Source organism: Methylomonas sp. DH-1, assembly GCF_046097555.1.
Classification (GTDB): Bacteria; Pseudomonadota; Gammaproteobacteria; order Methylococcales; family Methylomonadaceae; genus Methylomonas; species Methylomonas koyamae.
Window position 1 is genome coordinate 408,454 of sequence record NZ_CP143089.1, and the last position, 26,849, is coordinate 435,302.

Consider the following 26,849-nt stretch of genomic DNA (forward strand, 5'->3'; position numbering starts at 1 on the left):
GACTTTTCAGGACTTCGGAACCGAGCCGGGCATAGTTGCCAGCGAGGGGAGGGGAAACTTGGAAAGGGCAGCGCCGCCGGTTCGCCCGGCGGCGTTTTACGGATTAAGGCGGTTGCCGATTATTCCGGCGATTCGGTATTGTTGCGGCCGACGCCGAAGCTTTCCAGCAACATCAGGCCCACGCCGATACAGATCGCCGAGTCGGCGATATTGAACGCCGGCCAGTGCCAGTCTTGATAATACACATCCAGAAAGTCGATCACGTAGCCGTAGGCGACCCGGTCGATCAGATTGCCGACCGCGCCGCCCAGCACCAGCGACAAGGCCCAGGCCATCAGGGTTTCGTGCGGTTTCAAACGGTAGAGCCAGACGCCGATGATGCCGCTCATCACCACGGCCAAACCGGCGAACAGCCAGCGCTGCCAGCCGCCGGCGTTGGCCAGGAAGCTGAAGGCGGCGCCGGTGTTATGGGCGTAAGTCAGGTTGAAATAAGGCAACAGCGGAATCGACTCGTAGAGTTGCATCGTCGCGTCGACCGCCAGTTTGCTGGCCTGGTCCAATACCAACACCAGCGCGGACAGCCATGACCACTTAAGCATACAAACGGGTCTCGCCGGCACCGGCCACGTTCTCGACGCAACGGCCGCACAACTCCGGATGTTCCGGATGTTCGCCGATGTCGTAGCGCTGGTGCCAGCAACGCACGCATTTTTGTTGTTCCGAGACGCTGACCTTGACCTTCAAGCCGTCGATGTCGGTCGCGACCGCATCGTCCGGGCAGAATTGCATATCGGAAACGCCGGCGTTCGAGGTAATGAAGACGAAGTGCAGCTCCTTGCCCAATTTATTCAATTCGGCAGCGTAGGCCTCGTCACAATACAGCTCGACCTCGGCATTCAGCGACGCACCGATGGCTCCGGCTTTACGCAAAGCTTCCAGTTCCTTGGACACCGCCGCGCGCACTGCCATGACTTTGTCCCAAGTGTCGCGGTTGATCGCGGCGTCGGCCTCCAGCGGGAACAGGCCTTGGTACCAGGTTTCCATAAATACCGATTCGCCGCGTTGGCCGGGAATAAATTGCCAGATTTCGTCGGCAGTGTAACTGGTGATCGGTGCCAGCCAGCGCGCCAGTGCCTCGACCACGTGGTACATTGCGGTCTGGCCGGAGCGGCGTGCCAGGCAATCTTCCTTGGCGGTGTATTGCCTGTCCTTGACGATGTCCAGATAAAACCCGCCCAAGTCGATGCTGCAGAAGTTCAGCACTTTTTGGTAGATGACCTGGAATTGGTACTCGTCGTAAGCGGCCTTGATTTCTTCCTGCAACTGCCATGCCTTGTCGACCACCCAGCGGTCCAGTGCCAGCAGATCGTTTTTGCCGACCTGATGTTGCGCCGGATCGAAACCGTCCAGGTTTGCCAGTAAAAAGCGCGCGGTATTGCGCAAGCGGCGATAGGCGTCGGAGGTACGTTTCAAAATTTCGTCGGAGACCGACATTTCGTAGCGGTAGTCGGTACTGGCCACCCAAAGCCGCAACACGTCGGCGCCCAGCGATTTCATCACCGTTTGCGGCAGCACCACGTTGCCCTTGGATTTAGACATTTTCTTGCCTTCGGCGTCGACCGTGAAACCGTGGGTCAATACTTCCTTATACGGCGCGACGTCGTTCATGGCGACGGAAGCCATCAACGAGGACTGGAACCAGCCGCGGTGCTGGTCCGAGCCTTCCAGATACAGATCGGCCGGAAAGCGAAGTTGTTCGCGTCGTTCCAATACGGCGGCGTGGGTCACTCCGGAGTCGAACCACACATCCAGGGTATCGGCGACTTTTTCGTAGTGTTCGGCTTCAGCGCCGAGCAGTTCCGCTGCATCCAGTTCGAACCAAGCGTCGATGCCTTGTTGCTCGATGCGTTGCGCCACTTGTTCGATCAATTCGGCGCTGCGCGGATGCAATTCGCCGCTTTCTTTATGCACGAAAAACGCAATCGGCACGCCCCAGGTGCGCTGGCGGGAAATGCACCAATCCGGGCGGTTGGAGATCATCGCTTCGATCCGCGCTTGGCCCCAGTCGGGAATCCAATCGACGCGCTTGACTTCGTTCAATGCCGTGTCGCGCAAGCCGTTTTGGTTCATCGAAATAAACCATTGCGGCGTGGCGCGGAAGATGATCGGCGTTTTGTGGCGCCAGCAATGCGGATAGCTGTGCAGCAACGCGTGGTGGTGCAGTAACTTGCCGCGTTCGCGCAGCACGTCCAACACCTTGTCGTTGGCGCTGAATACGTGCTGGCCGGCGAACAATTCGGTGCCGGGCAAAAACACGCCGTTGCTGCCGACCGGATTGTCGACCGGCAAGTCGTATTTCATGCCGACCACATAGTCTTCCTGGCCGTGGCCGGGCGCGGTATGCACAGCGCCGGTGCCGGCATCGGTGGTGACGTGGTCGCCGAGGATGATCGGCACTTGGCGGTCGTAGAACGGATGTTGCAGCAACAAACCTTCCAGCGCGTTGCCCTTGCAATAGCCGACGATGTGGTGCTCGCCGATGCCGTAACGTAACACCGCATCTTTTAATAATGCTTCAGCCAGCAACAGCCGTTCGGTTTGGCCGTCGATTTCACATTGCACGACGGCGTATTCCAGTTCCGGATTCAACGCCACCGCCTGGTTGGCGGGCAAGGTCCACGGCGTGGTGGTCCAGATCACCACCGACAGCGGGCCTTGGCCTTCGCGGTCGCCGGCATGGTGGCACTTGGCCATAAAGGCATGCTCGTCGACCACGGCAAAGCGCACGTCTATGGCCGGCGAATGCTTGTCCTCGTATTCGACTTCAGCCTCGGCCAGCGCCGAGCCGCAATCGGTACACCAGTGCACCGGCTTGAAACCCTTGCTCAAATGGCCTTTGGCGGCGATACGGCCCAAGGCGCGGACGATGTCGGCTTCGAAGGCGAAATCCATAGTCAAATATGGATTGTCCCAATCGCCCAACACGCCGAGGCGGATGAATTCTTCTTTCTGAATGCCGACTTGCTTCTTGGCGTAGGCGCGGCATTCCTTGCGGAACTCGGCCGGCGACACTTTAACGCCGGCCTTGCCGACCGACTTTTCCACCATCAATTCGATAGGCAAACCATGGCAGTCCCAACCCGGTACATAGGGCGCGTCGAAACCGGCCAGGGTTTTGGATTTGACGATAATGTCCTTCAGGACTTTATTGACCGCGTGACCAATGTGAATCGCACCGTTGGCATAGGGAGGGCCGTCGTGCAAAATGAATTTGGGCCGGCCGGCGCAAGCTTCGCGAATCTTTTGATACAGCTGGTTTTCGTTCCACTGTTTCAGCATCTCCGGCTCGCGCTGGGCCAGGTTAGCCTTCATTGCAAATTCGGTCTTGGGCAGGTTCAGGGTTTGTTTATAATCGATGGTCATGGTGATTTCTGCGTTGCATTCCGGCGCGCTGTCGCCGGCAACGGCCGCCGAAGCCCAACGCTTGCGCCGATTTGCCGAACGGTTCGATAACGGTAAACGCGCGATTCTAGCACCAACCGGCAAGCGCTATAAAGCGCCGGCTGCGCGAAGCAGGGAGCTGCAATGTTGAGGGAATAGCCTTGCAGGGCCGCCGCCGGCATTTTCGGCGGCGGGCGCAGGCGGCGACTCAGGCCCGGTTGCGCAGCCAGTAAAGCCCGTACACCGCGCCAATCAGGATGCTGACGCCGATTGCCGCCAGCGGGTGGTCGTATCCGGAAGCGTTTGCCCCGGAGACCGTGTCGAACACCAGCAGATTTGCCGCCCAGGAATGCGCCGGACCGGCCGCCGCAGCCATTGCGCAAATGCTAAATAACCACCACAGGCTTTTTTTTGGCATGATACCGCTCCCGGTTGAATTTATTGTTATAGTTTTGATTCGCTATCATATTAGCGGCAAAACCGGGCCGCGCAAACCTTTTTTTGATTCCTGATTTCGGGTGATCCTTATGCATAGAAAACCAGCCCAAACCTCGGTAGAAATTAGCGGCCTGATCGCCGAACGCTGGAGCCCGCGCGCATTTGCCGCCGACCTACCGGTCAGCCGGCGCGACTTGACCGCGTTAATGGAAGCGGCGCGTTGGGCGCCGTCGTGTTTTAACGACCAGCCCTGGCGCTTTATCGTTTGCGACAAATTCAGCGACGGCGAAGCCTGGCAAATCGCGCTGTCCACCGTTGCCGAAAAAAACCGGTTATGGGCGCACAATGCGCCGGTGTTGTTGCTGGCGGTAGCGATGCATAACTTCAACCACAACGGCAAGCCGAACCGTTGGGCGCCTTACGATACCGGCGCCTCCTCCCTGAGCATTTGTATCCAGGCCACCGCTTTGGGATTGGCGGCCCACCAAATGGGCGGTTTCGATGCCGATCTGGCCCGGCAAAGTTTCGGCCTGCCGGAAGACTGCACGCCGATGGCGATGATCGCGGTCGGCTACCCGGCGGATGCCTCGATATTGCCCGAGGATTTTCAGGCCGGCGAGCGCGGCGAACGCAGCCGGGCGGCTTTGGAGCAGCGCTTCTATTGCGGACACTGGGGCAAAGTCTTCGACTAATCCGTATTCTTAACATCCAATCCGGCGGTTCGGCATGTTGGCGAAATCTGCAAAAACATCGTATGCGCGCAGCCTGATCGAGGCCAGCCTGGATCCGTTGGTGACGATCAGCGCCGACGGCAAGATCATGGACGTTAACAGCGCCACCGAAAAAGTCACCGGCGTGCCGCGCAAGGAACTGATCGGCAGCGATTTTTCCAGCTATTTCACCGATCCGCAAAAAGCCCAGGACGGCTACCGCCTGGCCTTCTCGCAAGGCAAAGTCACCGATTATCCGCTGGCGATCTGCCACGCCTCCGGCAAGATCACTGAAGTTCTGTACAACGCCACGGTCTACCGCGACGAAGACGGCAATATCGCCGGCATTTTCGCGGCGGCCCGCGATGTCACGGCTTTGAAAAAAGCCCAGCGCGAACTGGAAGCGGCGATCTTGCACATGCAATTGATCCGGGAAATGACCGATCTGTTGCAAAGCTGCCAGAAAATGGACGAAGCCTATCCGATCATGAAAGCGGCCTTCATGCGCTTGTTTCCGGAATCCAACGGCGGCCTGTATATGCTGGACGCGGCCGGCAATTCGCTGGTAATGGCAGATTGCTGGGGCGATATCCGGCTGGAGGCGGTGTTCAATCCCGACGAATGCTGGGGAATGCGCCGCGGCCGCATCCATCTTGCCGGTTGCTGCAATTCGATCAACCCGGTCTGCGGCCATGTCCGCGCCGATGCCGGCCCCTATCTGTGCATCCCGTTGTTGGCCCACGCCCGCGGCCTGGGATTGATCTATATCGAGCCTCGTTTCGCCGACCCGAACGGCGACGGCATCGAGCGGATGCTGTCGATTGCCGAAGCGGCGGCGGACAGCGCCCGCTTGGCGCTGGCCAACCTGACGTTGCGGGAAGAACTGCACGAATTATCGATCCGCGACCCGTTAACAGGTTTGTTCAACCGCCGCTTTCTGGAAGAGGTACTGGACCGGGAACTGCTGCGGATGCGGCGGAGCGAGCAAATGCTGGCCGTGGCGATGATCGATATCGACCATTTCAAGATATTCAACGATAACTACGGCCACGACGCCGGCGACGAGGTATTGAAGAAAACCGGCCATTTGCTGAACGGTTTTCGCGAGGGCAGCGACATCGTCTGCCGCTACGGCGGCGAGGAGTTCGTCGTCGTAACCACCGAAGTCGATCCGCAGAAAATTTTACGCCGTCTGGAGGGGCTGCGGCTGGAAGTGGAGCATCTCAGCGTCAAATTCGGAAACCAACAACTTCCCAATCTGAGTGTGTCGATCGGGGTGGCGATTTTTCCGGAACACGGCAGTAACCGGATCGAGCTGCTGAATCGAGCCGACCAGGCACTGTATGTCGCCAAGGAAGCCGGCCGTAACCGGTTGGTTGTGGCTGGCTAAATCGGTTACGGTTTAGGCCGGTAGGCGAAGGGTTTGGCCAGCGGTTCGCCGACGAAAATACCCTGTCCCGGCTGCTGCACGCTTTTCCAATACGCTTCGATCAGGCTGCTGCCGCGCAGGTAAAAATACAGCACCACGCCGGGGTTCGGAAATTTGGCCGGAAAGTTACACGGTTCGACTACCGCGCCGTAACTGGCGGTGGCCCCGGCGCGCAGCCATTCGGTGATGCTCATTTGGCCGCCGCCGGACAGCACGCCGCCGGCCGAGGTCAAATGGTCGGCGATCGCCCCCGGCAGATAACGGTTTTCGTCCAGATGCGGCACATGGGTCAGGCCGGTGAAATAAAACATCACGTCCTGGCGGCCGCTGATGTAGTCCTGTTCCAGATAGTGCACCGGCCAGAAATTCTGCATCGCCTCTGCCACTTTGGGAAAGATTTGGGCACGCGAACTGCGCGCCTTGTCCGAGGTTTTCAGCAAATAAGCCGCACCCTGCGGATGCGAATAATCGGCAGCGACGCCGGTATCGATCAACCTCTTGGCGTCTTCGAAGGTTTTGCCGGCCACCGCCATGGTCGGCCGCCAAGCGTGGGCCTTAAACGGTTTGTCGGTTTCCGAGGTGAAATAAGGGCTGTTGCGCGTGGTTTGGCAGCCTTTGGCGCAAAACGCCGGATCGTAACCGGCCGCGAACGCGGTCGTGATCGACATGCAATCCACCCGGAACGGCAGCAGCCAGGTCAACGCAAACGCCTGCACATGGGCCGGAGTTTGTTGGTCGACTTGCCGCTTCAACGCCTCGAAGGTGCCTTGCGACATCACCGCCTGCCGCGGCGGAAACTGCAGATGGATAATCTGCTCGGCCGGAATTTGCCGCTGCTGGCGGTAATATTCGCCGATTTGCCGGCTCAGCGGGTCGGCGTCGTTGACGATCACCGCCAAATCCCGTCCCGTCAGCGCCGGCGCCGGCCGGTACAACGGCGAAATCGCTTCGGCCTGGACGTTGGTGCCATGCCAGCAGGCCAGAGCCAGTACCAGTGGTAGCAATCGAATCAGTTTGGCGTAGAACACGCGAGTCTCCTCCAGGAAGGGCCTGCTCGGCTTGAGATAGCCGCGGCCGGCGAAACGCCGAGCATAGCCGACGCCGGTTCGATTTCAAACCTAGCCGCTGCCGATACTCGATCCAGTCGCCAAATAATATGCACGGCGCCGATCCGGTTCGGCAAGCGGCAGCCCACGATTTTTGCCGACCGGCGCCGCGGCGGTTTCAAGTACAATCCGGGCTTCATTGCCGCGGCCGCTTCCGCCGCATCGTTTGCAATCGGGAACGATCTCCGCTTGACGCCAAAGGCGCAACGGCGATTGCCCGCCAAGCCGAGAGCCATTATGACCACGATCCGCCAAGACGATTTCATCCAAAGCATCGCCGATGCCTTGCAGTTCATTTCCTATTACCATCCCAAAGATTTTATCCACGCCTTGTATGCCGCCTACCAAAAAGAGCAAGGTCCGGCGGCGAAGGATGCGATGGCGCAGATTTTGATTAATTCCCGGATGTGCGCCGAAGGCCGCCGGCCGATTTGCCAGGATACCGGCATCGTCACCGTGTTTTTAAAAATCGGCATGGATGTGCGCTGGGACGCGAAATTGAGCGTGACCGAGATGGTCAACGCCGGCGTGCGCCAAGCCTACCTGCATCCGGACAACGTGCTGCGCGCGTCGATTCTGGCCGATCCGGCCGGCAAGCGCATCAACACCAAAGACAACACGCCGGCGGTGGTGCATATGGAACTGGTACCCGGCGATAAGCTGGAAGTGGAAGTGGCAGCGAAAGGCGGCGGTTCGGAAGCCAAATCCAAATTCGTCATGTTGAATCCTGCCGACAGCATCGTCGATTGGGTATTAAAAACCGTGCCGACCATGGGCGCCGGTTGGTGCCCGCCCGGAATTCTCGGCATCGGTATCGGCGGCACCGCCGAAAAAGCCATGATTTTGGCCAAGCAGGCCTGCATGGGCTCTATAGACATTCAGGATTTAATCGCGCGCGGCCCAAGCAATGCACTGGAAGAACTGCGGTTGGAGCTGTACGACAAAGTCAACGCGCTGGGCATCGGCGCTCAGGGCTTGGGCGGTCTGACCACGGTGCTGGACGTGAAAATCCTGGACTACCCGACCCACGCCGCCAACAAGCCGGTGGCGATGATCCCCAACTGCGCCGCCACCCGCCACGCCCATTTCATCCTGGACGGTTCCGGCCCGGCGATTTTGACGCCGCCCAAATTATCCGACTGGCCGGAAATCACCCAATCCGCCAGCAGCGCCCGCCGGGTCAATATCGATGGTCTGACCAAGCAAGACATTGCCGACTGGAAACCCGGCGAAACCCTGCTGCTCAGCGGCACTTTATTGACCGGCCGCGACGCCGCCCATAAGCGCATAGTCGATTTATTGAACAAGGGCGAACCGTTACCGGACGGCGTCGATTTAACAGACAAATTTATCTACTACGTCGGCCCGGTCGATCCGGTGCGCGACGAAGTGGTCGGCCCGGCCGGCCCCACGACGGCGACGCGGATGGACAGTTTTACCGACACCGTGCTGGAACAGACCGGCCTGCTGGGCATGATCGGCAAATCCGAGCGCGGCCCGCAAGCGATAGCCGCCATCGCCAAACATAAAGCGGTGTATCTGATCGCGGTCGGCGGCGCGGCCTATCTGGTGTCCAAAGCCATCAAACAGGCGCGGGTCGTGGCTTTTCCTGAACTGGGCATGGAAGCGATTCACGAATTCGTGGTCGAAGACATGCCGGTCACCGTGGCGGTCGATAGCCGCGGCGAGTCTATTCATAACAGCGCGCCTAAGCTGTGGCAGGCCAAAATCGGCAAAATCAAGCTGGTGGTGGAGTAGGGATGGCGCGCAAGCGCTGGTTTTAAGCTGCCGCGCCGGCACTGGCGCCTGCGCTTTGGCCGAGGCGGCGCAATCGTAAAAATGCGGCAAATCCCCTGTTTTTTCGAGTGCCGGTGGGGATTTCGGATTTTGAAACGTCTTAACTGACGAGGCCCTGCATGCAAGGGGCCCGCCATACCGTTTTCCACCGCCATTAACCGACGCATGCCATTACTCCGCAAACCGGCCTCGAATTTAAAGCTCTGCGCTTGGCTGGTAGCGGCGGCGTGCGCTTGCCAGCCATTGCCGCCGCGCGATCCGCAGGATTTAGCCTTTGCTGCGCCGCAGCAGTGGTCGGACCGGCCGGCCGCAGCGGAGCAGACGGTAGCGGCTTGGCTGGATAGCTTCGCCGATCCGCAGTTGAGCGCGTTAGTGGCCGCCGGCCTGGACGGAAATTTCGATTTGCAGGCCGCCGCGGCCCGCATCGATGCCGCCCGCGAACAAGCGGTGGTGGCTGGCGCCGGGCGTTGGCCGCAAGCTTATTTCAATCCCGGTTACCAGCGCAGCCGCGATTTCGGCGTCGAATCCGGCCAGTTTTCGGCATTGTTCAATCTGAGTTGGGAACTGGACGTCTGGGGTCGGATCAAGGCCGGGCAGCAGGCTGCCGTCAGTAACGCCGCAGCGGTTGCCGACGATTATCTGGCCGCCCGCTTATCGCTGGCGGCGCGGATTGCCCAAACCTATTTCGCGTTGAGCGAAGCCCGGTTACAAGCCAGCGTTGCGGCGCAATCGGTGCACGACCGCGGCGTGATCGCCAATCTGGTACGCGGCCGCTTCAACAAGGGCCTGACCCGCGGCCTGGATTTGCGCTTGGTGTTGACCGACTTGGCGAATGCCGAAGCGCAACTGGCGCAAGCCGACAACGAAGTGCAATTGTTGGCGCGGCAACTGCAAACCTTGCTCGGCCGTTACCCGGACGGGCGCATAGTCCAAACCGAAGCGAGCCGCGAATCCGGCTCGGCGCCGAAAAGCTTGCCGGAGCCGCCGCCGGGCCTGGCCGCCGGTCTGCCGGCCGAGCTGCTGCAACGCCGCCCGGACATCGCTGCCGCCTTCAAACGCCTGCAGGCCGCAGATTCGGGTTTGGAAAGCGCCGAGAAAGCCTTGCTGCCGCGGGTGACGTTGACAGCCGCCGGCGGCACCGCAAGCCCGGCCCTGGCCGAAATTGTCGATCCGCGCGCCGCGGCCTGGAATCTGGCGGCCGGCCTGGCCCAGCCTTTGTTCACCGGCGACCGCTTGCAAGCCGAGATCCGGTTGAACCAGGCCAGAGTTCGCGACGCCTACCAGCAATACCAAAGCGTGGTGCTGGCCGCGTTCCGCGAAGTCGAACAAGCCTTGGCCGCCGAAGTTCGCTTGCGCGAACAGGAACAGGCGCTACGCGAGGCGGTCGAGCAAACCGAAGCCAGCCGCAAGCTGGCGGTGTATTCCTACCAGCAGGGCTTGATCGAAATTCTGACCTTGCTGGACAGCTACCGCAGCACCTTGAACGCGCAAAGCGCGCATCTGGCGGTGCAGCGCCAATTATTGGCCAATCGCATCAACTTGTATTTAGCCGTGGGCGGCCCGGTGTGAACGATAAATCCCGTTGGTTACAAATTCTTTTGCCGGCCGCCGTATTGAGCGCGGCAGTCGGCGCCGCTTGGGCGATGATCGCCTTGCGGCCCGGCAGTTTACCGGCGCCGGCCGAGCCGCCGGTACCGCAGGTCGAGGTCGTCGCTGCCCGGCCGCAAACCTTGAAACTGAACGTGCAGTCGCAAGGCGTGGTCGCGCCGCGCGAAGCGATAGACTTGATCGCCCAAGTCGCCGGAAAAGTCGACCGGATCCACCCGGCGCTGGTGTCCGGCGGCTTTTTCAAGGCCGACGAGGTGTTGGCGACCATCGATCCGCGCGACTACGACTACGCCATCGTTGCCACTCAGGCCAAGATCGCCGAAGCCAAACGGGTGTTGATCAACGAACGCGCCCAGGCCGAGCAGGCGCTGAGCGAATGGCAGGCCTTGGGCCAGGGCGAAGCCAGCGATCTGGCCTTGCGCAAGCCGCAACTGGCCGAAGCCGAGGCCAAATTGCAAGCCGCCGAAGCCGATCTGGCCAAGGCCAAACTGGACCGTAGCCGCTGCGAAATCCGCGCGCCGTTTTCCGGGCGGGTGTTGAGCAAACAAATCGGCCGCGGTCAGTTTCTACCGGCCGGCGCCAGCATCGCCCGGATTTACGCCAACGACATCGCCGAAATCCGGCTGCCGGTCGGCATCAACGAATTGGCCTTTCTGGATTTGCCGTTAAGCGCATCCGGGCCGGCGGCGCATTGGCCGGCCGTTACGTTGAGCGCGGAAATGGCCGGCAAGCCGCAAATCTGGCAGGGCCGCATCGTCCGCAGCGAAGCCGAACTGGATAGCAGCAGCGGCCAGTTGTTTCTGGTCGCTCAAGTCGAACAGCCCGATAACAGCCGCGACGGCGGCGCACCGCTGCTGAGCGGCTTGTTCGTGCAAGCCGAGATCGAAGGCGTGGCCCGCGCCGGGCTGTATGCCTTGCCGCGCAACGCTTTGAACAATCTGCAGCAGGTCAAACTGGTCGATGCCGACCGGCGTTTGGTTTTCCGCGACGTGGAAGTCCTGCGCAGCGAACCGGACCGCGTCGTGGTCAAATCCGGATTGCAAGCCGGCGAGCGCATCGTGGTCTCGGAATTGCCGCTGCCGGTGGCCGGCATGCGGGTCGAAATCGCGCCGAGTCAGCCATGAGCGGCTCGCAAGGCGCGGCCCGTCTGGGCGGGCTCTTGGCCTGGTTTGCCGGCAATCCGGTTGCGGCCAATTTGTTGATGCTGCTGATTCTGGCCGGCGGCGTGATCGGCATGCTGGATGTCGATAAGGAAGTGTTCCCGCGCTTCAGTCCGCATCAGATCGAAATTACCGCGGCGTTTCCCGGCGCCGGGCCGTCCGAAGTCGAGGAAGCGGTGTGCATCCCGATCGAAGAGGCGGTGCACGACCTGCCCGGCATCAAGCATTTGCACGGCGAAATTCAGGGCGACACCTGCACGCTGGCGGTGGAGATAATGCCCGACCGGGACCGCGAGCAAATGATGGCCTTGCTGCGCGCCAGGGTGCAAGCCATTCCGCGCCTGCCCAAGCAACTGGAAAAAATCGACGTATTGCCGGCCGACCGTAAGGATGACGACGGCGTGATTTGGGTGGCGCTGCACGGCGACACCGACGCTTTTAAATTGCAGCAGTTCGGCGACCGTATTCAGCAACGGTTATCGACGATTCCCGGCGTCAGCCGGGTGCGCAATTACGGCGAACGCAATTACGAGATCGGCATCGAAGTCGCGCCGGAACAAATGCGCAAATACCAACTGACGCTGGACGATGTGACCCAGGCGGTGCGTGCCGCGTCGGTCGATCTGCCCGGCGGCCTGGTGCGCAACCCGGATGGCGAGCTGTTGCTGCGGGTGGCCGGCCGGGCCAAGGATGCCGACGCGGTCGGCGCCTTGGTCATCAAGACCTTGCCGGACGGCAACCGGCTGCGGCTGGACCAGATCGCCACGATCCGCGACGGCCTGGAAGAGCGCCTGTACGACTGGCGCCACAACGGCGAGACCGCGCAGGGCTGGGAAGTCCACACCGAACGCGACAGCGTCGCGGTGGCGCGCAAGGTCAAGGCGGAGGTGGCGGCCATCCGCGCCGGTCTGCCGGAAGGCTTGCGCTTGATTACCTGGTGGGACGATTCCCAGGCCTACGACGAACGCATCGGCACCTTGCTCGAAGACGGCCTGAGCGGCTTCCTGCTGGTCTGCCTGGTGTTGACCTTGTTTCTGCGGGTAAGGGTGGCGTTGTGGGCCGGGGTCGGCATCTTTACTTCGGTGCTGGGCGCGTTCTGGCTGATGCCGGCGCTGGATATTTCGCTGAACATGCTGTCGCTGTTCGGCTTTTTATTGGCGATGGGTGTGCTGGTCGACGATGCCATCATCATCGGCGAAAGCGTGCACAGCCGGCAAATCGAAGGCGGCGAAACGCCGCTGCAAGCTGCGGTCAACGGCGTGCGTGCGGTGGCGCTGCCGGTCACGCTGTCGGTGTTGATCGTGCTGGTGGCGTTTCTGCCGGGTCTGTATCTGCCGGGCTGGGCCGGGCAAATGATGCGGCCGATTTGCCTGATTATGATCTTGACCCTGGTGTTCTCGCTGGTCGAGGCGCTGTTGATCCTGCCTTCGCATTTGGTCGCGCCGGTGCAGGCACCGGCCGCCGGCAACGCCTTGCACCGGCTGCGCACCCGCTTGAACGGCGGGCTGGACCGCTGCGTCGAGCGGGTTTATCGGCCGTTGCTGGCGCTGGCCTTGCGCTGGCGCTATTTGACCGTGGCGCTGTTCGCGGCCCTGCTGATTATCTGCTGGGGGCTGGTAGCCAGCGACCGGGTGCGGCAATCGATCAATCCGGACGTATCCAAGGACAGCTTTTGGGTCTCGATCCGCCTGCCGCAAAGCGCGCCTTATAGCGAGACGAAGGCCCTGGCTACCCGGGTCGAAAATGCCTTGTTCGAATTGCGCGACGAATTGGACGGCGTGCCGCCCGGCGCCGGCAAGCGCGGTCACGATCCGGAGCATAGCGTGATCGTCGGCGTCGAAACCATCGTCTGGGAGCACGGCGCCGGCCTGTGGCTGGAACTGTCGGCGGCCGGCCGCCAGCGCATCAAGGTCGAAGATTTCATCCGCGACTGGCGCAAACGCATTGGCGAGATCAATCTCGGCCAGGTCGATTTCATTTTCAAGGAAGGCGACGAACCTTACGATTTGGAACTGACGGTCGGCGCCGACAATCCGGCCCAGCTCGGCCCGGCGGTGGAACAGCTCAAGCAACAGATCAAGGGCTTTCGCGGCGCCTATGACGTGATCGATTCCGGCGAGCCCGGCAAACCGGAAATCCATTTGACCCTGAAGCCCGAAGCCGAACGGCTGGGCATGCGCCTGGAACAACTGGCCGAGCAGGTCCGCAACGGCTATTACGGCGAGGAAGTACACCGCTTCATGCGCGGCCGCAAGGAAGTCAAGGTGATGGTGCGCTACCCGCTACGCGAGCGGCGCTCGCTGGAACAACTGAATGCTCAGCCGGTGCGGCTGCCGAATGGTGCCAGCGCGCCGCTGGCCAGCCTGGCCGATGTGGAAGTGCTGCAAGGTTACGCCCGCATCGTGCGCGAAGACCGGCAGCGGGTGCTGAAGGTCCAGGCCAGGGTCGATCCGACGCTGGCCGACGCCAACGAAGTCTACGCGGTACTGGAGCGCGAAGTGTTCCCGGCCCTGGAAAGCCGTTTTCCCGGCCTGAACCTGCAAATCGGCCAACAGCGCCAGGAACAGAAACAACTGCTGGCGGCCTTCGGCAAAAACACGCTGATCGCGCTGTTGGTGATTTACGCGTTGATCGCGGTGCCGTTCCGCTCCTACGCCAAACCGCTGATCTTTCTGCTGGCCGCGCCGGTGGCCTGGTGCGGCGCGGTGTTGGCGCACTGGGCCGCCGGCCTGCCGTTGTCGATGGAATCCTTGGTCGGCATGATCGCCGCCAGTGGCGTCGTCGTCAACGATAGCCTGGTGCTGCTGGATTATCTGCGCCAGCACGACGGCGACCAGCGGCCGGTGGATGCACTAATCGCCGAAGCCTGCTGCTCCCGCTTCCGGCCTATCCTGCTGGCCTTCCTGACCAACTTCGCCGGCTTCCTGCCCACCCTGCTGGAAACCAGCCCGCAAGCCCAATTCCTAATCCCGATGACCCTGTCGCTCTCGGCCGGCCTGCTGATCGGTATGGCCGCCAGTTTGATTTTGACCCCGGCGTGTTATGCGTTGTTGGGGGAGAGGTGAGTTGGGTGTCGCTGCGAACCGGCACTACGCGCGGTTGCAGCCTACCGTTCAACCTGATTCAATGCCGGCAAGTTGATGCTGGCCTATTCTATTTACTTGGCTCCAATGATATACGGAAACTATCAATAACTAGTCAAATCCAAAGGAGTAAATATGACCCAAGCAGTGTGTTTTAAATGCGGAGAAATCAAGTTTGGGGCTTTCGTGCTCTGCCCTAATTGCAACGCAAGGCCTGCAGCGGATGAGGAGCTAATTCTTTCCTTGGCGATGACGGACCACTACTTCGATCTTGCTACCATGAAACAAATGGGTGCGGCAATCAAAAATGGTAACCCCCCTCATCTTGACGAAAAGTCTCGCCAAGACCTTCAGAAGCAATTGGAGGAATTCAAAAAAATGCCAATGAGCAGCCTTATTACTGGTAAAGGTTCGATCCCTGCTAAGAGAAAAAGCAAATGGTGGCCATTTTAAGAGACTAATACACAGGAGAAGAAATGCGCATCGAACTAAACAAGTATCAGAGAGCCGCTCTTTTTGTTACAGCTGCAGTAATAGTTTTCGTTCAATTTGCCCAATTTGATCATGAAGGGTTTGAGGGCTACGGCTGGGCGTTTTCGTTTCTTATAGCAGGAGGGTTGATCGTCGTCGGCCTCGCAAAGAATTCCCGCTTTGATTTTCTTGCAAAAGCACCCGTGCAAAGCATCGTTCTACCCAGCAAAGACGAGCTAGAAGCGGGGTATGCAGTTCTTCGCGAAAATGCAGAGGTCTTGGCCGTCGAGGTTGAGCAACGAGCAAACATGCTTGCCGATGCTCTCATTAAAGAAGAGAATGAAATGACGAAAGGGTTAGTTCATACCATTCAAGGGAGCAAAGAACTGGGCGACAAGTTTGTCGAGCAGTTGAACATGCACATTCGGGAGCGCTGCATATATTTAATGTTGGGGCTGGTGGGAATGAGAAGGTCAAAAGGGAACAAGATGTACATAACTGGCATCGAGTTTAAAACCCTCCAAGAGAAAATCTATAAAAAACTTATTGAAGTGGCAGTTGCCTCTCATCGCCTCATGCCAGTTCCGATGGAAATAAATACAGAGGCTCTTTCAACGGCAATGCTGGAAGACATTCAGCAAATCAGAAAAACAATTACTCAATACTGTGTTGCTTGTGAATCAAAACTTCCTGATCCAGAAACATCGCTGCTTGAATGGTTTGAGTCAAAGTGCGGACTAAAAATAAAAGGAAATCCGCAAATTTCTCAGGTGCTATTCCAAGACAATGCCAATCCGTAAGGCGGAAGCCGGCAGGTGTTCCGCCGAATGGAAGCTAAAACGAGCCATGAAATATGCATTTTGAATGGGATCCGAAAAAAGCCACAGCAAACCGGCGCAAACATGGTGTTACCTTTGAAGAAGCGAGCAGTGCATTGCGCGATGTATTTTCGGCTAGTGCGCATGACCCTGACCATTCAGATGACGAGGATCGATTTGTAACCTTTGGTATTTCCTCCCAAGGACGATTACTTACGGTGGCACATACCGATAGAGGTAATGCGATTCGCATCATTTCGGCACGACTTGCGACTAATATTGAGAGGCAAATTTATGAAGAAGGTTAAATCAGAGATGGCTGACGAACTCAGACCAGAATACAACCGATCAGATTTCAGTGAAATCGTGCGCGGCAAATATGCAAACCGGATCAAAGAAGAGACCAATGTAGTGCTTCTTGAGCCTGATATTGCAGAAGCTTTTCCAAATGATGAAGCGGTAAACAAAGCACTTCGGTATTTGCTGGAAGTGGCAAAAACATCGACCAGCCTAACCCAACGCTCCAGCGGACTCCGCTAACGCTTCGCCGCTGAGCTCTGCGTTAGCTATTAAAACGAGCACCTATGGACGAAATCTGCAACAACATCCTTCGGCATTATCTGGAGTCATCCCGTTTCAACGGGGCTCGGATTGATGGCTCATGGGATCGTTCAGTAATTCGGTCACCTATCGAAACTGGAACCCTCGAAATAGTTGGCCCAGGCATGTTCCCCAACCCCTATATCAGGCCAATATCCTTGCGACTTTTTATTTTGTCTTGACAATTGGAATGTCGTCGTCCTCGATTCCGCTAGCGCTCCATCGAGGCTACGCAAGGCCAGCCAGCCGCGTAGGGTACGCACCGCGTACCTTTTCGCTTCGCTGGCGATAACAGCCTGTAGTCCGCATCGCGTACTTTTCTGTCTTCATCTCCGGACTCCTCTTAAGGTACGCGTTGCGTACCCTACATCTGCCTAGCAAGTAGCCTCGATGCAATCGAGGATTCGAAGGCTATACCCTATACAAATCGCCGATGTTAGTTTCGTGACCGAACCGCCGACACCCTCGATTCCGCTAGCGCTGCATCGAGGCTACGCGAGGCCAGTCCGCCCGATAGCTCGTAGGTCGGGTTAGCGAAGCGTAACCCGACCCAAAGCCGGCTAGACAAGCGCCTCTTTTAGCCGTTCAATTCCGGAATGTTGGCGGCTAAGCGGGAGCGCAACAAACTTAGCTGCCTTTGCAATTCGTCTTCGGCATCGCCGATATTTTTAAACGCCTGCAACACTTTTTGATCGTTCAGTGCGTCCGGATAATGTGCTTCGACGAAATCCAGAATTTCGGCGTCCATTTCGCTCATGCTTTTGACCATTGCGTCCAGCTTGTCCAATACCGCGCGGAGTTCGTTTAAATCTTTAGCCATAAATCTCTCGTTAATTTAGAGGGTTATCGTTAGCCGGCCGTTCGGCGCCATTGCCTATGCGGCCCGGTCAATCCGGCATAGTTGGCCGAATTCTGTTCAGCGCCACCTCCACACTCGATGGTTTAAGGCGCTCGTTCCAGCAAGGCGTTGCGGGCTTCGGTGATTCGGATAAATTGCTCGTGGCTGCCGCCGGCGTCGGGATGGGCCTTTTGGGCCAGGCGGCGAAATGCGGCTTTGATTTGCGAGGCTTCGAGCAAGCCGTCGAGCGGCAGGTGTAAGGTCTCGCGATGGCGGCGGTCGCTGAATCGGCGCTCCGGACCGGATTGCCGAAAGCGGCCGGAGTTGAATTGGGCTTGATAGTCGGACAGTCTTTCCTGGGCCTCGCGCCGCAGTTTTAACGATTCCCGGCGCAGTTCCACTTGGTCTTCCTGCCATTTTTGCCGGGACATGACGGTGCAAGCCGCGAAGCTTATCCGGCCGTTCGCGAGTAGATCGTCCAGGTTGAACGGTCCGACCATGTCGTAGGGTTCCTCCAACCACGCGCTGGTGCCATGCGGACCGGCTGCGATCCGGCCGACCGTCACCGTATCGACGACGCCGAATGAGCCGTTCCAGATGACCCATAACTCTTCGTGTTCCGGTTCCGGATTGCAATGCATGGTATTTGCCTGGTCAGCGAATAAAACAGAATGATTCGGTAACGCAGCAAAATGGATACCAAACTCGTCGGAGCCGCGAACTTGGCCGCCAGCCGGCGTTTTGGCGGTACCGGCCAGCGGCTGCTCGCGGTTAAATTAAATATTCGGAAGGATTCGAGCGCCGGAAAACTTACAAACTGTCGGGTTCGAGACAAGCCGGGCGAATACGCTTGTGCCGTTCCAAGACCGGGGTGTGGGGAGTTTTGGCTTGGTAGCGGGTTGGTTAACGCGTTAACCGGCGGGCGAACGGAATTTCTTCCAGTCATGCGTTTTCAGGAAATCGACCCAATCCAAGCGGCATAAATTGCGCTGGCCTGAGATAATAAGCCCTGCGTCGTTTCTACAAATTTGCCGTATCCGTGTCTCCCAAACTCAACCCGCAACAACTTGCCGCCGTTAAAACCGTCGATCGTCCGCTGCTGGTGCTGGCCGGCGCCGGTAGCGGCAAGACCCGGGTCATTACCGAGAAAATTGCCTATTTGGTGCAGCAAGGCACGCCGGCGCGGCATATCGCGGCGGTGACCTTTACCAACAAGGCTGCACGGGAGATGAAAAGCCGGGTCGGCCGCCTGATCGACGACAAACAAAGCCGGGGGTTGCGGGTGTCGACTTTCCATTCCTTGGGTTTGGATATTCTGCGCAAGGAGCACAAAGCGCTGGGTTACAAGGCGGCGATTACCTTGTTCGACGAGCAGGACAAGTTGAGTTTGTTGAAGCAATTGATCGGCCACGGTGCGGACGGCTGCGACATCGATGCCGCCGAGAGTTACAACCATAAGATAGGCCAGTGGAAAAACTCCTTCGTCAGCCCGGAACAGGCGCTGAACCGGGCTGAGGATGCCGAAACCGCGGCGGCGGCGCGCTTGTACGGACAATTCAACCGCAGTTTGAAGGCTTACAACGCGGTGGATTTCGACGACCTGATCGGCCTGCCGGTCGAATTGTTTCAACAGCATCCGGACATTCTGCAGAAATGGCAGAATCGGATTCGCTACCTGTTGGTCGACGAATATCAGGATACCAATATCACCCAATACCAGTTGGTGCGGGCGCTGGCCGGTTCCTTGGGCCGGTTTACCGTGGTCGGCGACGACGACCAGTCGATTTATGCCTGGCGCGGTGCTCAGCCGGAGAATCTGAGCCAGTTGCAGAAGGATTACAACCGCTTGCAGGTAATCAAACTGGAGCAGAATTACCGCTCGGCCGGGCGGATTTTGAAGGTGGCGAACCAATTGATCGCCAACAATCCGCATACCTTCGAGAAGAAATTGTGGAGCGAGTTGGGCTACGGCGAGCCGTTGCGGGTGTTGAGCCACAAAAACGATTTGGCCGAAGCCAAGCAAATCACCGCCGAGATCATTCACCACCGCTTCAAGACCGGCGGCAGTTACGGCGACTACGCCATTCTGTACCGCGGTAACCACCAGTCGCGGCTGTTCGAGAAGGAGTTGCGCGAGAACAACGTGCCCTATTTCATCAGCGGCAGCGCGTCGTTTTTTTCTTATGCCGAAATCAAGGACGTGCTGGCTTATTTGCGCCTGCTGGTCAACGCCGACGACGATGCCGCGTTCTTGCGGGTGATCAATACGCCGCGGCGGGAGATCGGGCCGACCACGTTGGAGAAATTGGGCGCTTATGCCAACGAACGGCATATCAGCCTGTTCCGGGCTTGCTCCGAGTTTGGGTTGCAGCAGCGCTTGTCGGAAAAGTCGGTGCAGCGTTTGACCAAGTTTTGCGACTGGCTGCGGGAAAAGGCCTTGAAAATCGAACGCGGCGATACCTTTGCCGAAATCGAGAAAATGATCGACGAAATCCATTATCCGCAGTGGCTGGACGAAAACAGCAAAACTCCGGCGTCGGCCGAACGCAAATTGAAAAACGTCTACGAATTGGTCGAGTGGCTGCGGCGCATTGCCGGTAAAGAGGAAGGTCGCGAGCAGTCGCTGGCTGAGGTGATCGCCAAGGTGATGTTGCTGGATATCCTGGACCGCAACCAGGAAGAAGAAGCCGGCGACCAGGTCAGTTTAATGACGTTGCACGCGGCCAAGGGCCTGGAGTTTCCGCACGTGTTTCTGATCGGCATGGAGGAAAACCTGTTGCCGCACCAGAACAGCATCGAGACCGGCAATATCGAGGAAGAGCGGCGTTTGGCCTATGTCGGCATTACTCGCGCCCAACAAACCCTGACCTTCAGTTATTGCACCCACCGCAAGCGCTACGGCGAACTGGCGGAATGCGAACCCAGCCGGTTTTTGGGCGAGTTGCCGGAGGAGGATTTGGAGTGGGCCAACCGAAAACAGTTGGCTCCGGAAGAGATCAAGCAGCGCGGCAAGGCCAGCCTGGCCGCGCTGAAATCGATGTTGGCTTGAGGCTTATTGCAGCACCACGAAAAACGCCTCGCCGCCGCGCTGCAGGTTGACCAGCAACGGCGCATTCGGGTTGACCACCTGTTTCATTTCGTCCAGGTTTCTGACCCGGTAGCGGTTGGCGGTGACGATGACGTCGCCGGGGCGCAGGCCGGTTTTCCAGGCTTTGGAGTTTTGCTCGATTTTTTCGATCAGGATGCCTTCCACTTGATCCTTCGGCGTGACGCCGAGCGTGGCGCCGCTCAACACCGGGTGCAGTTTGGCGCCTTCCAGTTGCGGCCGTTTCGGTTTGCCGATTGTGGCTTGCACGGTTTTGCGTTCCTCTCCGCGCATGATGTCCAGCTCGGCGGTATCGCCGACTTGCAATAGGCCGATCGCGTTGCGGATTTGAGCGCTGCCGCCTTTGACATCCTGGCCGTTGATCGCGACGATGATGTCACCCGGTTCCAGGCCGGCTTTTTCGGCCGGCGAGCCGGCTTCGACTCGGCTCACCACCGCGCCGCGCTGGCTTTTCAACGAAAACGCCTTGACCAATTCCGGCGTCAGATCCTGGGTGGTGACGCCGAGCAGGCCGCGCCGTACCTCGCCGTGTTGCACCAAAGATTCCATCAAACGCATCGCCATGTTGGACGGAATCGCGAAGCCGATGCCGACGTTGCCGCCGCTGGGCGCCAGAATTGCCGTGTTCATGCCGACGAATTCGCCGCGCAGATTGACCAGCGCGCCGCCGGAGTTGCCGGGGTTGATCGAGGCGTCGGTCTGGATGAAGTCTTCGTAGCCTTCGATGCCCAGGCCGGAGCGGCCCAAGGCGCTGACGATGCCGGAGGTGACGGTTTGGCCCAGGCCGAACGGATTGCCGATCGCGACGACGAAGTCGCCGACTTTCAATTGGTTGGAGTCGGCGATTTTTAACGCGGTCAGGTTGTCGGCCGGAATTTGGATCACGGCGACGTCGGCTTCAGGGTCGGTGCCGAGCAGTTTGGCGTTAAGCTGGCGGCCGTCGGCCAAGGTCACGGTAATCTTGTCGGCTTTGTCGATCACGTGGTTGTTGGTCAGCACGTAGCCTTGGTCTTTGTCGATGATGACGCCGGAACCCAGGCTGTTGCGTTGTTGCTGCTTGGGGTTGTTGGGGATGTTGAAAAAGCGGCGGAAAATCGGGTCGTTCATCAACGGGTTTTCCTGCATCCGCACATTGGTCGAGGTGGAAATGTTGACGACGGCCGGCATGCTTTGCTCCAGCATCGGCGCCAGCGACGGTAGGTTGCTGCCGTCCACTTGCAGCGGCAGTGCGGCGTTGGTTTGCCAGCTACTCAAGCCAAGCAACAATAGCAGAATCAGTTTATTCATGGTCGTCATGTTCTCCGGTTGTGGGTCGTTGAATCGCCGGCATGGACACGCCGGAGCCTAAATTTGTTTCAAAGTGTTTGATTGATAATCGGCTATCATAGGCCATGTTCTGTCGTTGGATTCCGTTCACTTCAATCCGCACCTGACTCGTGGCTGTCGACATCCATTCCGCCGAGGGCCGGATTATCCGGCAGTTAATTCCGCTCTCCACGCTGCCGTTTAGTAAATTTGAGGCGATATGCGCGCAAATCAATATCGAATCCGCCGAAGAGGGTAAATTTTTATTTGAACGCGGCGACGAGCGCAACGAGCTGGTCTATTTGCTGGACGGCAGCGTGACCTTGCAGACCGAAGCGCTCAAGATCGAAACCATCAGCGCCGACAGCCCTTCGGCGCGGTTTGCGCTGGCGCACCAGATTCCGCGAAAGGTGAACGCAGTCGCTAATAGCAGAATTCGGTTTTTACGTTTGAATAGCGATGTGGTCAAATCGGCGCAAGACGGCAATTTCGAGGAAAACGAGAGTTTTATGGTAGTAGAAGAGGTGGAAGACAACGACGACTGGATGACGACGCTATTGAAGTCGCCGGTGTTTCGGGCGTTGCCTCCGGCCAATCTGCAGAAAATTTTGATCGGCATGCAGGAACTGCGGGTCGAGGTCGGTGAAGTGATCGTCAGGCAGGATGACCCTGGCGACTATTTCTACATCATCAAGAAAGGCCAGTGCCAAGTCAGCCGCCGGCCGGCGCCGAACGCAAAAGAGATCAAGCTGGCCCAGCTCGGCGATCAGGATACCTTCGGCGAGGATGCGTTGATTTCCGGCGAACCGCGCAACGTGTCGGTGACCGCGCTGACCGATGTCAGCCTGTTGCGTTTGTCCAAAGAGCTGTTTCTGACGCTGATCAAACAACCGACGCTGAAATACATCGATTACCGGGAGGCGCAGGATTTGGTGGCGAAGGGCGCCGATTTGATCGATGTGCGCGAGCCGGACCGATACAAGCCATCGCATTTGCCGATGAGTATCAATATCCCGTTTTTTTCGCTAAGGATGCATTTGAAGACCTTGAACCGCCAACATCCGATCGTAGTGGTTTGCCAGAACGGCAGGATGAGCGAGGCGGCGGCATTTATCTTGATGCGGCATAAATTCAACGCGCTGATTTTGGCCGGCGGCATCGACGCTATCGATCCGGCCCATTTGAAAGCGCCGTCTTCTTTTCCGATCGACGATGGCGTCGAAACCAGCAATTTTCGGGAAGTATCCGGCGAAACCGGCATATCCGCCGCTAGCAGCCAAGTGTTCGCCGAGCCGTCGTCGTTACAGGACGACATGCTGAAGCTGCGCCGCTATTTGCAGCAATTTAAGACCAAGTACAATATTTTGGAAGCCGAGAAAAAGGCTTTGGAAATGAAGTATGTGTCGCTCGCCAAATACGCGGAAAGCCTGAAGGCTGAGTTGGCAGAGCTGAAGAAAGCCGACAACCGGGGCTGACCGGGTATCCCGGCCGCCCGGAGGGCTAGAAGCGGATTTATTTGATTTTGGCTTCTTTGTACATCACGTGCTTACGGACGACAGGATCGTATTTTTTGATCTCCATCTTTTCCGGCATGGTTTTTTTGTTTTTGGTCGTGGTGTAGAAATGGCCGGTGCCTTCAGTCGAAACCAATTTGATTTTGTCGCGCATTGTCTGTCTCCTTAAACTTGTTCGCCGCGGCTACGGATGTCGGCCAATACCGCATCGATACCGTTTTTGTCGATGATCCGCATGCCTTTCGAGGATACTCTCAAGCGTATCCAGCGGTTTTCGCTCTCGACCCAGAATCTGTGGTGGTGCAGATTCGGCTCAAAACGACGCTTGGTTTTGTTCATCGCGTGTGAAACGTTGTGCCCGCTCAGGGGGCGTTTACCTGTTACTTGGCATACTCTGGACATGACTACCTCAATGCGAGCTTTTGATTCAAAATAGCCGCGCTTTATATCAAAAAAACTTTTCCGGGTAAACCACAGCCCGGAAAATAAATTTGATAAAATCCGCTCCATTTCCACTTATTTCGCGTATTACAGGACTTTATGGCACTCAAACTCGGCATGGTCATGGACCCCATCGACCAGATCAATATCAAGAAAGACACCAGTTTTGCCATGTTGCTGGAAGCCCAGGCTCGCGGTTGGGAGCTGCACTATATGGAGCTGTCCGATCTGTTCATGCACAACGGCCACGCCTACGCCCGCAGCCGCTTGCTCGAAGTCAAGCGCGACGAGCGGCAATGGCATGCGTTCGGCGCCGAGCGGCAGATCGAGTTGTCCGAACTGGACGTGATCATGATGCGCAAGGATCCGCCGTTCAACCAGGAATACATCTATGCCACCTACATATTGGAACAGGCCGAACGCCAGGGTGTGTATGTGGTCAACAAACCGCAGTCTTTACGCGACGCCAACGAAAAAATGTTTACCGCCTGGTTTCCGCAATGCTGCACCGATACGCTGGTGGCGCGGGACCCGCAAAAAATCCGCAATTTTCTGGCCGAACAAGGCGAGATCATTCTGAAGCCTTTGGACGGCATGGGCGGCGCCTCGATTTTCCACGTGCGCGAGGGCGACCCTAATCTGAGCGTGATTCTGGAAACCATGACCCGCCACGGCAGCAGTTACATCATGGCGCAACGTTACTTGCCGGCGGTCAGGGACGGCGATAAGCGGATTTTGATGGTGAACGGCGAACCGGTGCCTTATTGCCTGGCGCGGATTCCGGCCAGCGGCGAAAGCCGCGGCAATCTGGCGGCGGGCGGCCGCGGCGAAGGCCGCGAATTGAGCGCGCGCGACCGCTGGATCGCCGAACAGGTCGGGCCGACCTTGCGCGAAAAAGGTTTGGTGTTCGTCGGTTTGGACGTGATCGGCGACTATCTAACCGAGGTCAATGTCACCAGCCCGACCTGCGTCCAGGAATTGGACAAGCAATTCGGCATCAATATCAGTGCGCAATTAATGGACCACATTGCCGCCCAAGTACAAGGCTGAAATGCAGGCTCCGCAATTGACGCCGACTCCGCTGTCGCAAGGCGATTCGCTGATCACGGCGCTGTTCCTGGCGGCGGTAGTTCATATCGCTCTCGTGCTCGGGATCAACTTCACGGCGCCGCAGCCGGCAAAAGTGAATAAGTCGATGGAAATCACCGTGGCGCACACGCCGCTGAAAAAAGCGCCGAAAGATGCCAAATATCTGGCCGCCGAGCATCAGCTCGGTGCCGGCGAAGAAACCAAGAAACCGGAGCCGTTGCAGCATAGAGAGGCCGTGCCGCTCGCGCCTCCGAGTCCGCCGCCGAAAAAAGTGCAGCCGCAACCGGCGCCGGTACCGGCAAAGCCGGTCACCGAGAAAGTGCTGGTCCAGGCCAAGGCGCCGGCCAAAGTGGCCGCCGAGCCGGAACAACCGGTGCAGACGCCGGAACCGGATGAAATGCACGATGCCGCCCCCAAATTGTCGGCGGAAGCGCTGCAGCAGCAAATCGCGCAATTGGGCGAACGGATTCGCAATAGCCAGCAAAGCACCCAGGAATCCAAGATCAAATTCGTGCACTCGATCAGTACCCACAAATACCTGGCGGCACAGTACGTCAGGGATTGGGAGGACAAGGTTGAGCGTACCGGCAATCTGAATTATCCTGAAGCGGCACGCAAAAAAGGCGCTTCGCAGACCTTGACGATGGATGTCGGCATCAACGCCGACGGCAGTATTTACAGCATGCGGATAGTCAAATCGTCCGGTAATCCGGCGCTGGACGACGCCGCCAAACGCATCGTCAAGATGAGTGCGCCGTTCGCGGCGTTGCCGGACGAGTTGTTACGGGAAGTGAACGTTTTGGTGATCACCAGGGTCTGGAAATTCTCGGACGAAACCGGTATGACCGCACGCTAGCCTAATGAGCAATGCCATGACAGACGTAACGTATTTGAACAATCAGTTTTTGATCGCGATGCCCGGCCTGGCCGACCCGCATTTCTTTCATACCGTCACCTACCTGTGCCAGCACAATGCGGAAGGTGCGCTCGGTATCGTCATCAACCGGCCGACCGGTATGAAATTGAAAGATATTTTCGAGCAGATGGGCATCAAATCCGAAATCGAAGCGGTGTTGAACACGCCGATTTTCGCCGGCGGCCCGGTGCAGCAGGAGCGCGGCTTCGTGATACACAATGCCTGCGGGCAACGTTGGGATTCCAGCATTTCCACTGCGGAAAACATTACCTTGACCAGTTCCCGCGACATCCTGGAAGCCATCGCCGAAGGCAGAGGCCCCAGCCACTACCTGATCGCGCTGGGTTATGCCGGCTGGGGTAGCGGCCAGTTGGAGAAAGAAATCGTCGAAAACGCCTGGTTGAATACGCCCTGCGGCGAAGCCATCCTCTACGAGACGCCGATCAGCCAACGCTGGAACGCCGCGGCCGGCCAGCTCGGGATCGACATCAACCGCCTGACCACGCCGGCCGGACATGGTTAAAATCGATCCGCTGGCTGCCAAATTAAGCAGCGACGCCTATTTGGGATTCGATTTCGGCAACAAAAAAATCGGCGTTGCGGTCGGTTATGCCGGCAGCGGCATCGCCAGTCCGCTGAAAACCATCCGTTCGTTAAACCAGGTGCCGGATTGGAACCGGATCGGCCTGCTTATCGCTGAATGGCGGCCGGCCGGATTGGTGGTCGGCATTTCCCGCCAAGCCGACGGTTCCGACAATGTCGTGACGCCGCGGATGCAAAAATTCTGCCGCCAGTTACACGGCCGTTACAATCTGCCGGTACACCAGATCGACGAAGCGCTGACCACATTTGCCGCCAAACAGATGCTGTTCGACGAATTGCAACTCAGCGCGACTAAACTATGGGCGGTACAGGACCAACTTGCCGCCCAATTGATTCTGCAAAGTTGGTTTGACCGATAAATCCGGATTTAGGGCGG

The 26,849-nt window shown here is 58.3% G+C and carries 26 protein-coding genes; 17 read left to right on the top strand and 9 right to left on the bottom strand.

Features of this window, described 5'->3' with window-relative positions; genetic code table 11:
• Positions 1 to 119 precede the first annotated feature (119 nt).
• The 3 genes from lspA to VXJ35_RS01865 form a co-directional block, all read right to left on the bottom strand.
• A complete protein-coding gene (gene lspA / locus VXJ35_RS01855; RefSeq protein WP_064020256.1) occupies positions 120 to 599 on the bottom strand; it encodes a signal peptidase II in 480 nt (159 codons plus the stop codon).
• Positions 592 to 3,423: an isoleucine--tRNA ligase gene (ileS, locus tag VXJ35_RS01860; RefSeq protein WP_064020257.1), complete on the bottom strand. Its 2,832-nt coding sequence runs from the start codon at positions 3,421 to 3,423 to the stop codon at positions 592 to 594. Before ileS ends, lspA begins: the two co-directional genes overlap by 8 nt.
• Positions 3,424 to 3,649: 226 nt before the next feature.
• Positions 3,650 to 3,859: a hypothetical protein gene (locus VXJ35_RS01865; RefSeq protein ID WP_064020258.1), complete on the bottom strand. Its 210-nt coding sequence runs from the start codon at positions 3,857 to 3,859 to the stop codon at positions 3,650 to 3,652.
• 109 nt (positions 3,860 to 3,968) lie between these two features.
• Between VXJ35_RS01865 and VXJ35_RS01870 the strand changes: the two genes are divergently transcribed.
• Together VXJ35_RS01870 and VXJ35_RS01875 are read left to right on the top strand one after the other, a co-directional pair.
• The gene (locus VXJ35_RS01870) at positions 3,969 to 4,571 is read left to right on the top strand and encodes a nitroreductase family protein (RefSeq protein ID WP_064020259.1); all 603 of its coding nucleotides are present in this window, start codon (positions 3,969 to 3,971) and stop codon (positions 4,569 to 4,571) included.
• 34 nt (positions 4,572 to 4,605) lie between these two features.
• On the top strand, positions 4,606 to 5,979 hold the full coding sequence (locus VXJ35_RS01875) for a diguanylate cyclase (RefSeq protein WP_064020260.1): 1,374 nt from the start codon (positions 4,606 to 4,608) through the stop codon (positions 5,977 to 5,979).
• 5 nt (positions 5,980 to 5,984) lie between these two features.
• On the opposite strand, the gene VXJ35_RS01880 is transcribed toward VXJ35_RS01875, so the two are convergent.
• Positions 5,985 to 7,046, bottom strand: a complete 1,062-nt coding sequence (locus tag VXJ35_RS01880) for a TIGR03790 family protein (RefSeq protein ID WP_231914831.1) — start codon at positions 7,044 to 7,046, stop codon at positions 5,985 to 5,987.
• Positions 7,047 to 7,361: 315 nt separating this feature from the next.
• Here VXJ35_RS01880 and VXJ35_RS01885 point away from each other — a divergent pair, with 315 nt between their 5' ends.
• From VXJ35_RS01885 to VXJ35_RS01920, 8 genes are all read left to right on the top strand, one after another.
• Positions 7,362 to 8,882 (top strand): fumarate hydratase, encoded by a 1,521-nt coding sequence (locus VXJ35_RS01885; protein ID WP_064020262.1) that lies wholly within the window; start codon positions 7,362 to 7,364, stop codon positions 8,880 to 8,882.
• 204 nt (positions 8,883 to 9,086) lie between these two features.
• Positions 9,087 to 10,490, top strand: a complete 1,404-nt coding sequence (locus tag VXJ35_RS01890) for an efflux transporter outer membrane subunit (protein WP_064020263.1) — start codon at positions 9,087 to 9,089, stop codon at positions 10,488 to 10,490.
• Positions 10,487 to 11,653, top strand: a complete 1,167-nt coding sequence (locus tag VXJ35_RS01895) for an efflux RND transporter periplasmic adaptor subunit (protein ID WP_064020264.1) — start codon at positions 10,487 to 10,489, stop codon at positions 11,651 to 11,653. The genes VXJ35_RS01890 and VXJ35_RS01895 overlap by 4 nt, the downstream gene beginning before the upstream one ends.
• Positions 11,650 to 14,754, top strand: coding sequence for an efflux RND transporter permease subunit (locus VXJ35_RS01900; RefSeq protein WP_064020265.1), 3,105 nt, complete (start codon positions 11,650 to 11,652; stop codon positions 14,752 to 14,754). The genes VXJ35_RS01895 and VXJ35_RS01900 overlap by 4 nt, the downstream gene beginning before the upstream one ends.
• Positions 14,755 to 14,907: 153 nt before the next feature.
• A complete protein-coding gene (locus VXJ35_RS01905; protein WP_064020266.1) occupies positions 14,908 to 15,225 on the top strand; it encodes a hypothetical protein in 318 nt (105 codons plus the stop codon).
• A gap of 23 nt (positions 15,226 to 15,248) precedes the next feature.
• A complete protein-coding gene (locus tag VXJ35_RS01910; protein ID WP_064020267.1) occupies positions 15,249 to 16,043 on the top strand; it encodes a hypothetical protein in 795 nt (264 codons plus the stop codon).
• A gap of 53 nt (positions 16,044 to 16,096) precedes the next feature.
• A complete protein-coding gene (locus VXJ35_RS01915) occupies positions 16,097 to 16,369 on the top strand; it encodes a BrnT family toxin (protein WP_082880767.1) in 273 nt (90 codons plus the stop codon).
• Entirely contained in the window at positions 16,356 to 16,601 is a 246-nt protein-coding gene (locus VXJ35_RS01920) for a hypothetical protein (RefSeq protein WP_064020268.1), read from the top strand. Before VXJ35_RS01915 ends, VXJ35_RS01920 begins: the two co-directional genes overlap by 14 nt.
• Positions 16,602 to 17,238: 637 nt before the next feature.
• On the opposite strand, the gene VXJ35_RS01925 is transcribed toward VXJ35_RS01920, so the two are convergent.
• The gene (locus VXJ35_RS01925; protein WP_054762391.1) at positions 17,239 to 17,481 is read right to left on the bottom strand and encodes a hypothetical protein; all 243 of its coding nucleotides are present in this window, start codon (positions 17,479 to 17,481) and stop codon (positions 17,239 to 17,241) included.
• A 122-nt stretch (positions 17,482 to 17,603) separates the two neighbouring features.
• Positions 17,604 to 18,140: a hypothetical protein gene (locus tag VXJ35_RS01930; protein WP_064020269.1), complete on the bottom strand. Its 537-nt coding sequence runs from the start codon at positions 18,138 to 18,140 to the stop codon at positions 17,604 to 17,606.
• A gap of 51 nt (positions 18,141 to 18,191) precedes the next feature.
• Here VXJ35_RS01930 and VXJ35_RS01935 point away from each other — a divergent pair, with 51 nt between their 5' ends.
• Both VXJ35_RS01935 and rep read left to right on the top strand, forming a co-directional pair.
• Complete coding sequence (locus VXJ35_RS01935; RefSeq protein ID WP_064020270.1) at positions 18,192 to 18,482, top strand: hypothetical protein; 291 nt, start codon at positions 18,192 to 18,194, stop codon at positions 18,480 to 18,482.
• 56 nt (positions 18,483 to 18,538) lie between these two features.
• On the top strand, positions 18,539 to 20,548 hold the full coding sequence (rep, locus tag VXJ35_RS01940; RefSeq protein ID WP_064020271.1) for a DNA helicase Rep: 2,010 nt from the start codon (positions 18,539 to 18,541) through the stop codon (positions 20,546 to 20,548).
• A gap of 3 nt (positions 20,549 to 20,551) precedes the next feature.
• On the opposite strand, the gene VXJ35_RS01945 is transcribed toward rep, so the two are convergent.
• Positions 20,552 to 21,892 carry a DegQ family serine endoprotease gene (locus tag VXJ35_RS01945; protein ID WP_197496063.1) on the bottom strand — a complete coding sequence of 447 codons (1,341 nt, stop codon included), beginning with the start codon at positions 21,890 to 21,892 and terminating at the stop codon, positions 20,552 to 20,554.
• Positions 21,893 to 22,041: 149 nt separating this feature from the next.
• Between VXJ35_RS01945 and VXJ35_RS01950 the strand changes: the two genes are divergently transcribed.
• On the top strand, positions 22,042 to 23,385 hold the full coding sequence (locus VXJ35_RS01950; RefSeq protein ID WP_064020273.1) for a cyclic nucleotide-binding domain-containing protein: 1,344 nt from the start codon (positions 22,042 to 22,044) through the stop codon (positions 23,383 to 23,385).
• A 37-nt stretch (positions 23,386 to 23,422) separates the two neighbouring features.
• On the opposite strand, the gene rpmG is transcribed toward VXJ35_RS01950, so the two are convergent.
• Both rpmG and rpmB read right to left on the bottom strand, forming a co-directional pair.
• On the bottom strand, positions 23,423 to 23,578 hold the full coding sequence (rpmG, locus tag VXJ35_RS01955) for a 50S ribosomal protein L33 (protein ID WP_054762382.1): 156 nt from the start codon (positions 23,576 to 23,578) through the stop codon (positions 23,423 to 23,425).
• 11 nt (positions 23,579 to 23,589) lie between these two features.
• Complete coding sequence (gene rpmB, locus VXJ35_RS01960) at positions 23,590 to 23,826, bottom strand: 50S ribosomal protein L28 (protein WP_054762397.1); 237 nt, start codon at positions 23,824 to 23,826, stop codon at positions 23,590 to 23,592.
• Between the two features lie 138 nt (positions 23,827 to 23,964).
• Here rpmB and gshB point away from each other — a divergent pair, with 138 nt between their 5' ends.
• Genes gshB through ruvX form a run of 4 tightly spaced genes read left to right on the top strand, consistent with a single transcriptional unit; the run spans position 23,965 to position 26,832 of the window.
• Positions 23,965 to 24,915 carry a glutathione synthase gene (gene gshB / locus VXJ35_RS01965; RefSeq protein WP_054762380.1) on the top strand — a complete coding sequence of 317 codons (951 nt, stop codon included), beginning with the start codon at positions 23,965 to 23,967 and terminating at the stop codon, positions 24,913 to 24,915.
• Between the two features lies 1 nt (position 24,916).
• On the top strand, positions 24,917 to 25,810 hold the full coding sequence (locus tag VXJ35_RS01970) for an energy transducer TonB (protein WP_064020274.1): 894 nt from the start codon (positions 24,917 to 24,919) through the stop codon (positions 25,808 to 25,810).
• 16 nt (positions 25,811 to 25,826) lie between these two features.
• Entirely contained in the window at positions 25,827 to 26,393 is a 567-nt protein-coding gene (locus VXJ35_RS01975) for a YqgE/AlgH family protein (protein ID WP_054762395.1), read from the top strand.
• The gene (gene ruvX / locus VXJ35_RS01980) at positions 26,386 to 26,832 is read left to right on the top strand and encodes a Holliday junction resolvase RuvX (RefSeq protein ID WP_064020275.1); all 447 of its coding nucleotides are present in this window, start codon (positions 26,386 to 26,388) and stop codon (positions 26,830 to 26,832) included. Before VXJ35_RS01975 ends, ruvX begins: the two co-directional genes overlap by 8 nt.
• Positions 26,833 to 26,849 lie beyond the last annotated feature (17 nt).

Excerpts from the sequence above, each read along its gene's own strand:
- ruvX (WP_064020275.1), top strand. The coding sequence starts at position 26,386 with ATGGTTAAAATCGATCCGCTGGCTGCCAAATTAAGCAGCGACGCCTAT.
- ileS (WP_064020257.1), bottom strand. The coding sequence starts at position 3,423 with ATGACCATCGATTATAAACAAACCCTGAACCTGCCCAAGACCGAATTT.
- rpmG (WP_054762382.1), bottom strand. The coding sequence starts at position 23,578 with ATGCGCGACAAAATCAAATTGGTTTCGACTGAAGGCACCGGCCATTTC.
- VXJ35_RS01920 (WP_064020268.1), top strand. The coding sequence starts at position 16,356 with ATGAAGAAGGTTAAATCAGAGATGGCTGACGAACTCAGACCAGAATAC.
- gshB (WP_054762380.1), top strand. The coding sequence starts at position 23,965 with ATGGCACTCAAACTCGGCATGGTCATGGACCCCATCGACCAGATCAAT.
- VXJ35_RS01975 (WP_054762395.1), top strand. The coding sequence starts at position 25,827 with ATGACAGACGTAACGTATTTGAACAATCAGTTTTTGATCGCGATGCCC.
- VXJ35_RS01910 (WP_064020267.1), top strand. The coding sequence starts at position 15,249 with ATGCGCATCGAACTAAACAAGTATCAGAGAGCCGCTCTTTTTGTTACA.
- VXJ35_RS01925 (WP_054762391.1), bottom strand. The coding sequence starts at position 17,481 with ATGGCTAAAGATTTAAACGAACTCCGCGCGGTATTGGACAAGCTGGAC.
- VXJ35_RS01970 (WP_064020274.1), top strand. The coding sequence starts at position 24,917 with ATGCAGGCTCCGCAATTGACGCCGACTCCGCTGTCGCAAGGCGATTCG.
- VXJ35_RS01900 (WP_064020265.1), top strand. The coding sequence starts at position 11,650 with ATGAGCGGCTCGCAAGGCGCGGCCCGTCTGGGCGGGCTCTTGGCCTGG.
- VXJ35_RS01935 (WP_064020270.1), top strand. The coding sequence starts at position 18,192 with ATGGATACCAAACTCGTCGGAGCCGCGAACTTGGCCGCCAGCCGGCGT.
- VXJ35_RS01945 (WP_197496063.1), bottom strand. The coding sequence starts at position 21,892 with ATGAATAAACTGATTCTGCTATTGTTGCTTGGCTTGAGTAGCTGGCAA.
- VXJ35_RS01885 (WP_064020262.1), top strand. The coding sequence starts at position 7,362 with ATGACCACGATCCGCCAAGACGATTTCATCCAAAGCATCGCCGATGCC.
- VXJ35_RS01875 (WP_064020260.1), top strand. The coding sequence starts at position 4,606 with ATGTTGGCGAAATCTGCAAAAACATCGTATGCGCGCAGCCTGATCGAG.
- VXJ35_RS01915 (WP_082880767.1), top strand. The coding sequence starts at position 16,097 with ATGCATTTTGAATGGGATCCGAAAAAAGCCACAGCAAACCGGCGCAAA.
- VXJ35_RS01930 (WP_064020269.1), bottom strand. The coding sequence starts at position 18,140 with ATGCATTGCAATCCGGAACCGGAACACGAAGAGTTATGGGTCATCTGG.
- VXJ35_RS01890 (WP_064020263.1), top strand. The coding sequence starts at position 9,087 with ATGCCATTACTCCGCAAACCGGCCTCGAATTTAAAGCTCTGCGCTTGG.
- rpmB (WP_054762397.1), bottom strand. The coding sequence starts at position 23,826 with ATGTCCAGAGTATGCCAAGTAACAGGTAAACGCCCCCTGAGCGGGCAC.
- VXJ35_RS01905 (WP_064020266.1), top strand. The coding sequence starts at position 14,908 with ATGACCCAAGCAGTGTGTTTTAAATGCGGAGAAATCAAGTTTGGGGCT.
- lspA (WP_064020256.1), bottom strand. The coding sequence starts at position 599 with ATGCTTAAGTGGTCATGGCTGTCCGCGCTGGTGTTGGTATTGGACCAG.
- VXJ35_RS01870 (WP_064020259.1), top strand. The coding sequence starts at position 3,969 with ATGCATAGAAAACCAGCCCAAACCTCGGTAGAAATTAGCGGCCTGATC.
- VXJ35_RS01865 (WP_064020258.1), bottom strand. The coding sequence starts at position 3,859 with ATGCCAAAAAAAAGCCTGTGGTGGTTATTTAGCATTTGCGCAATGGCT.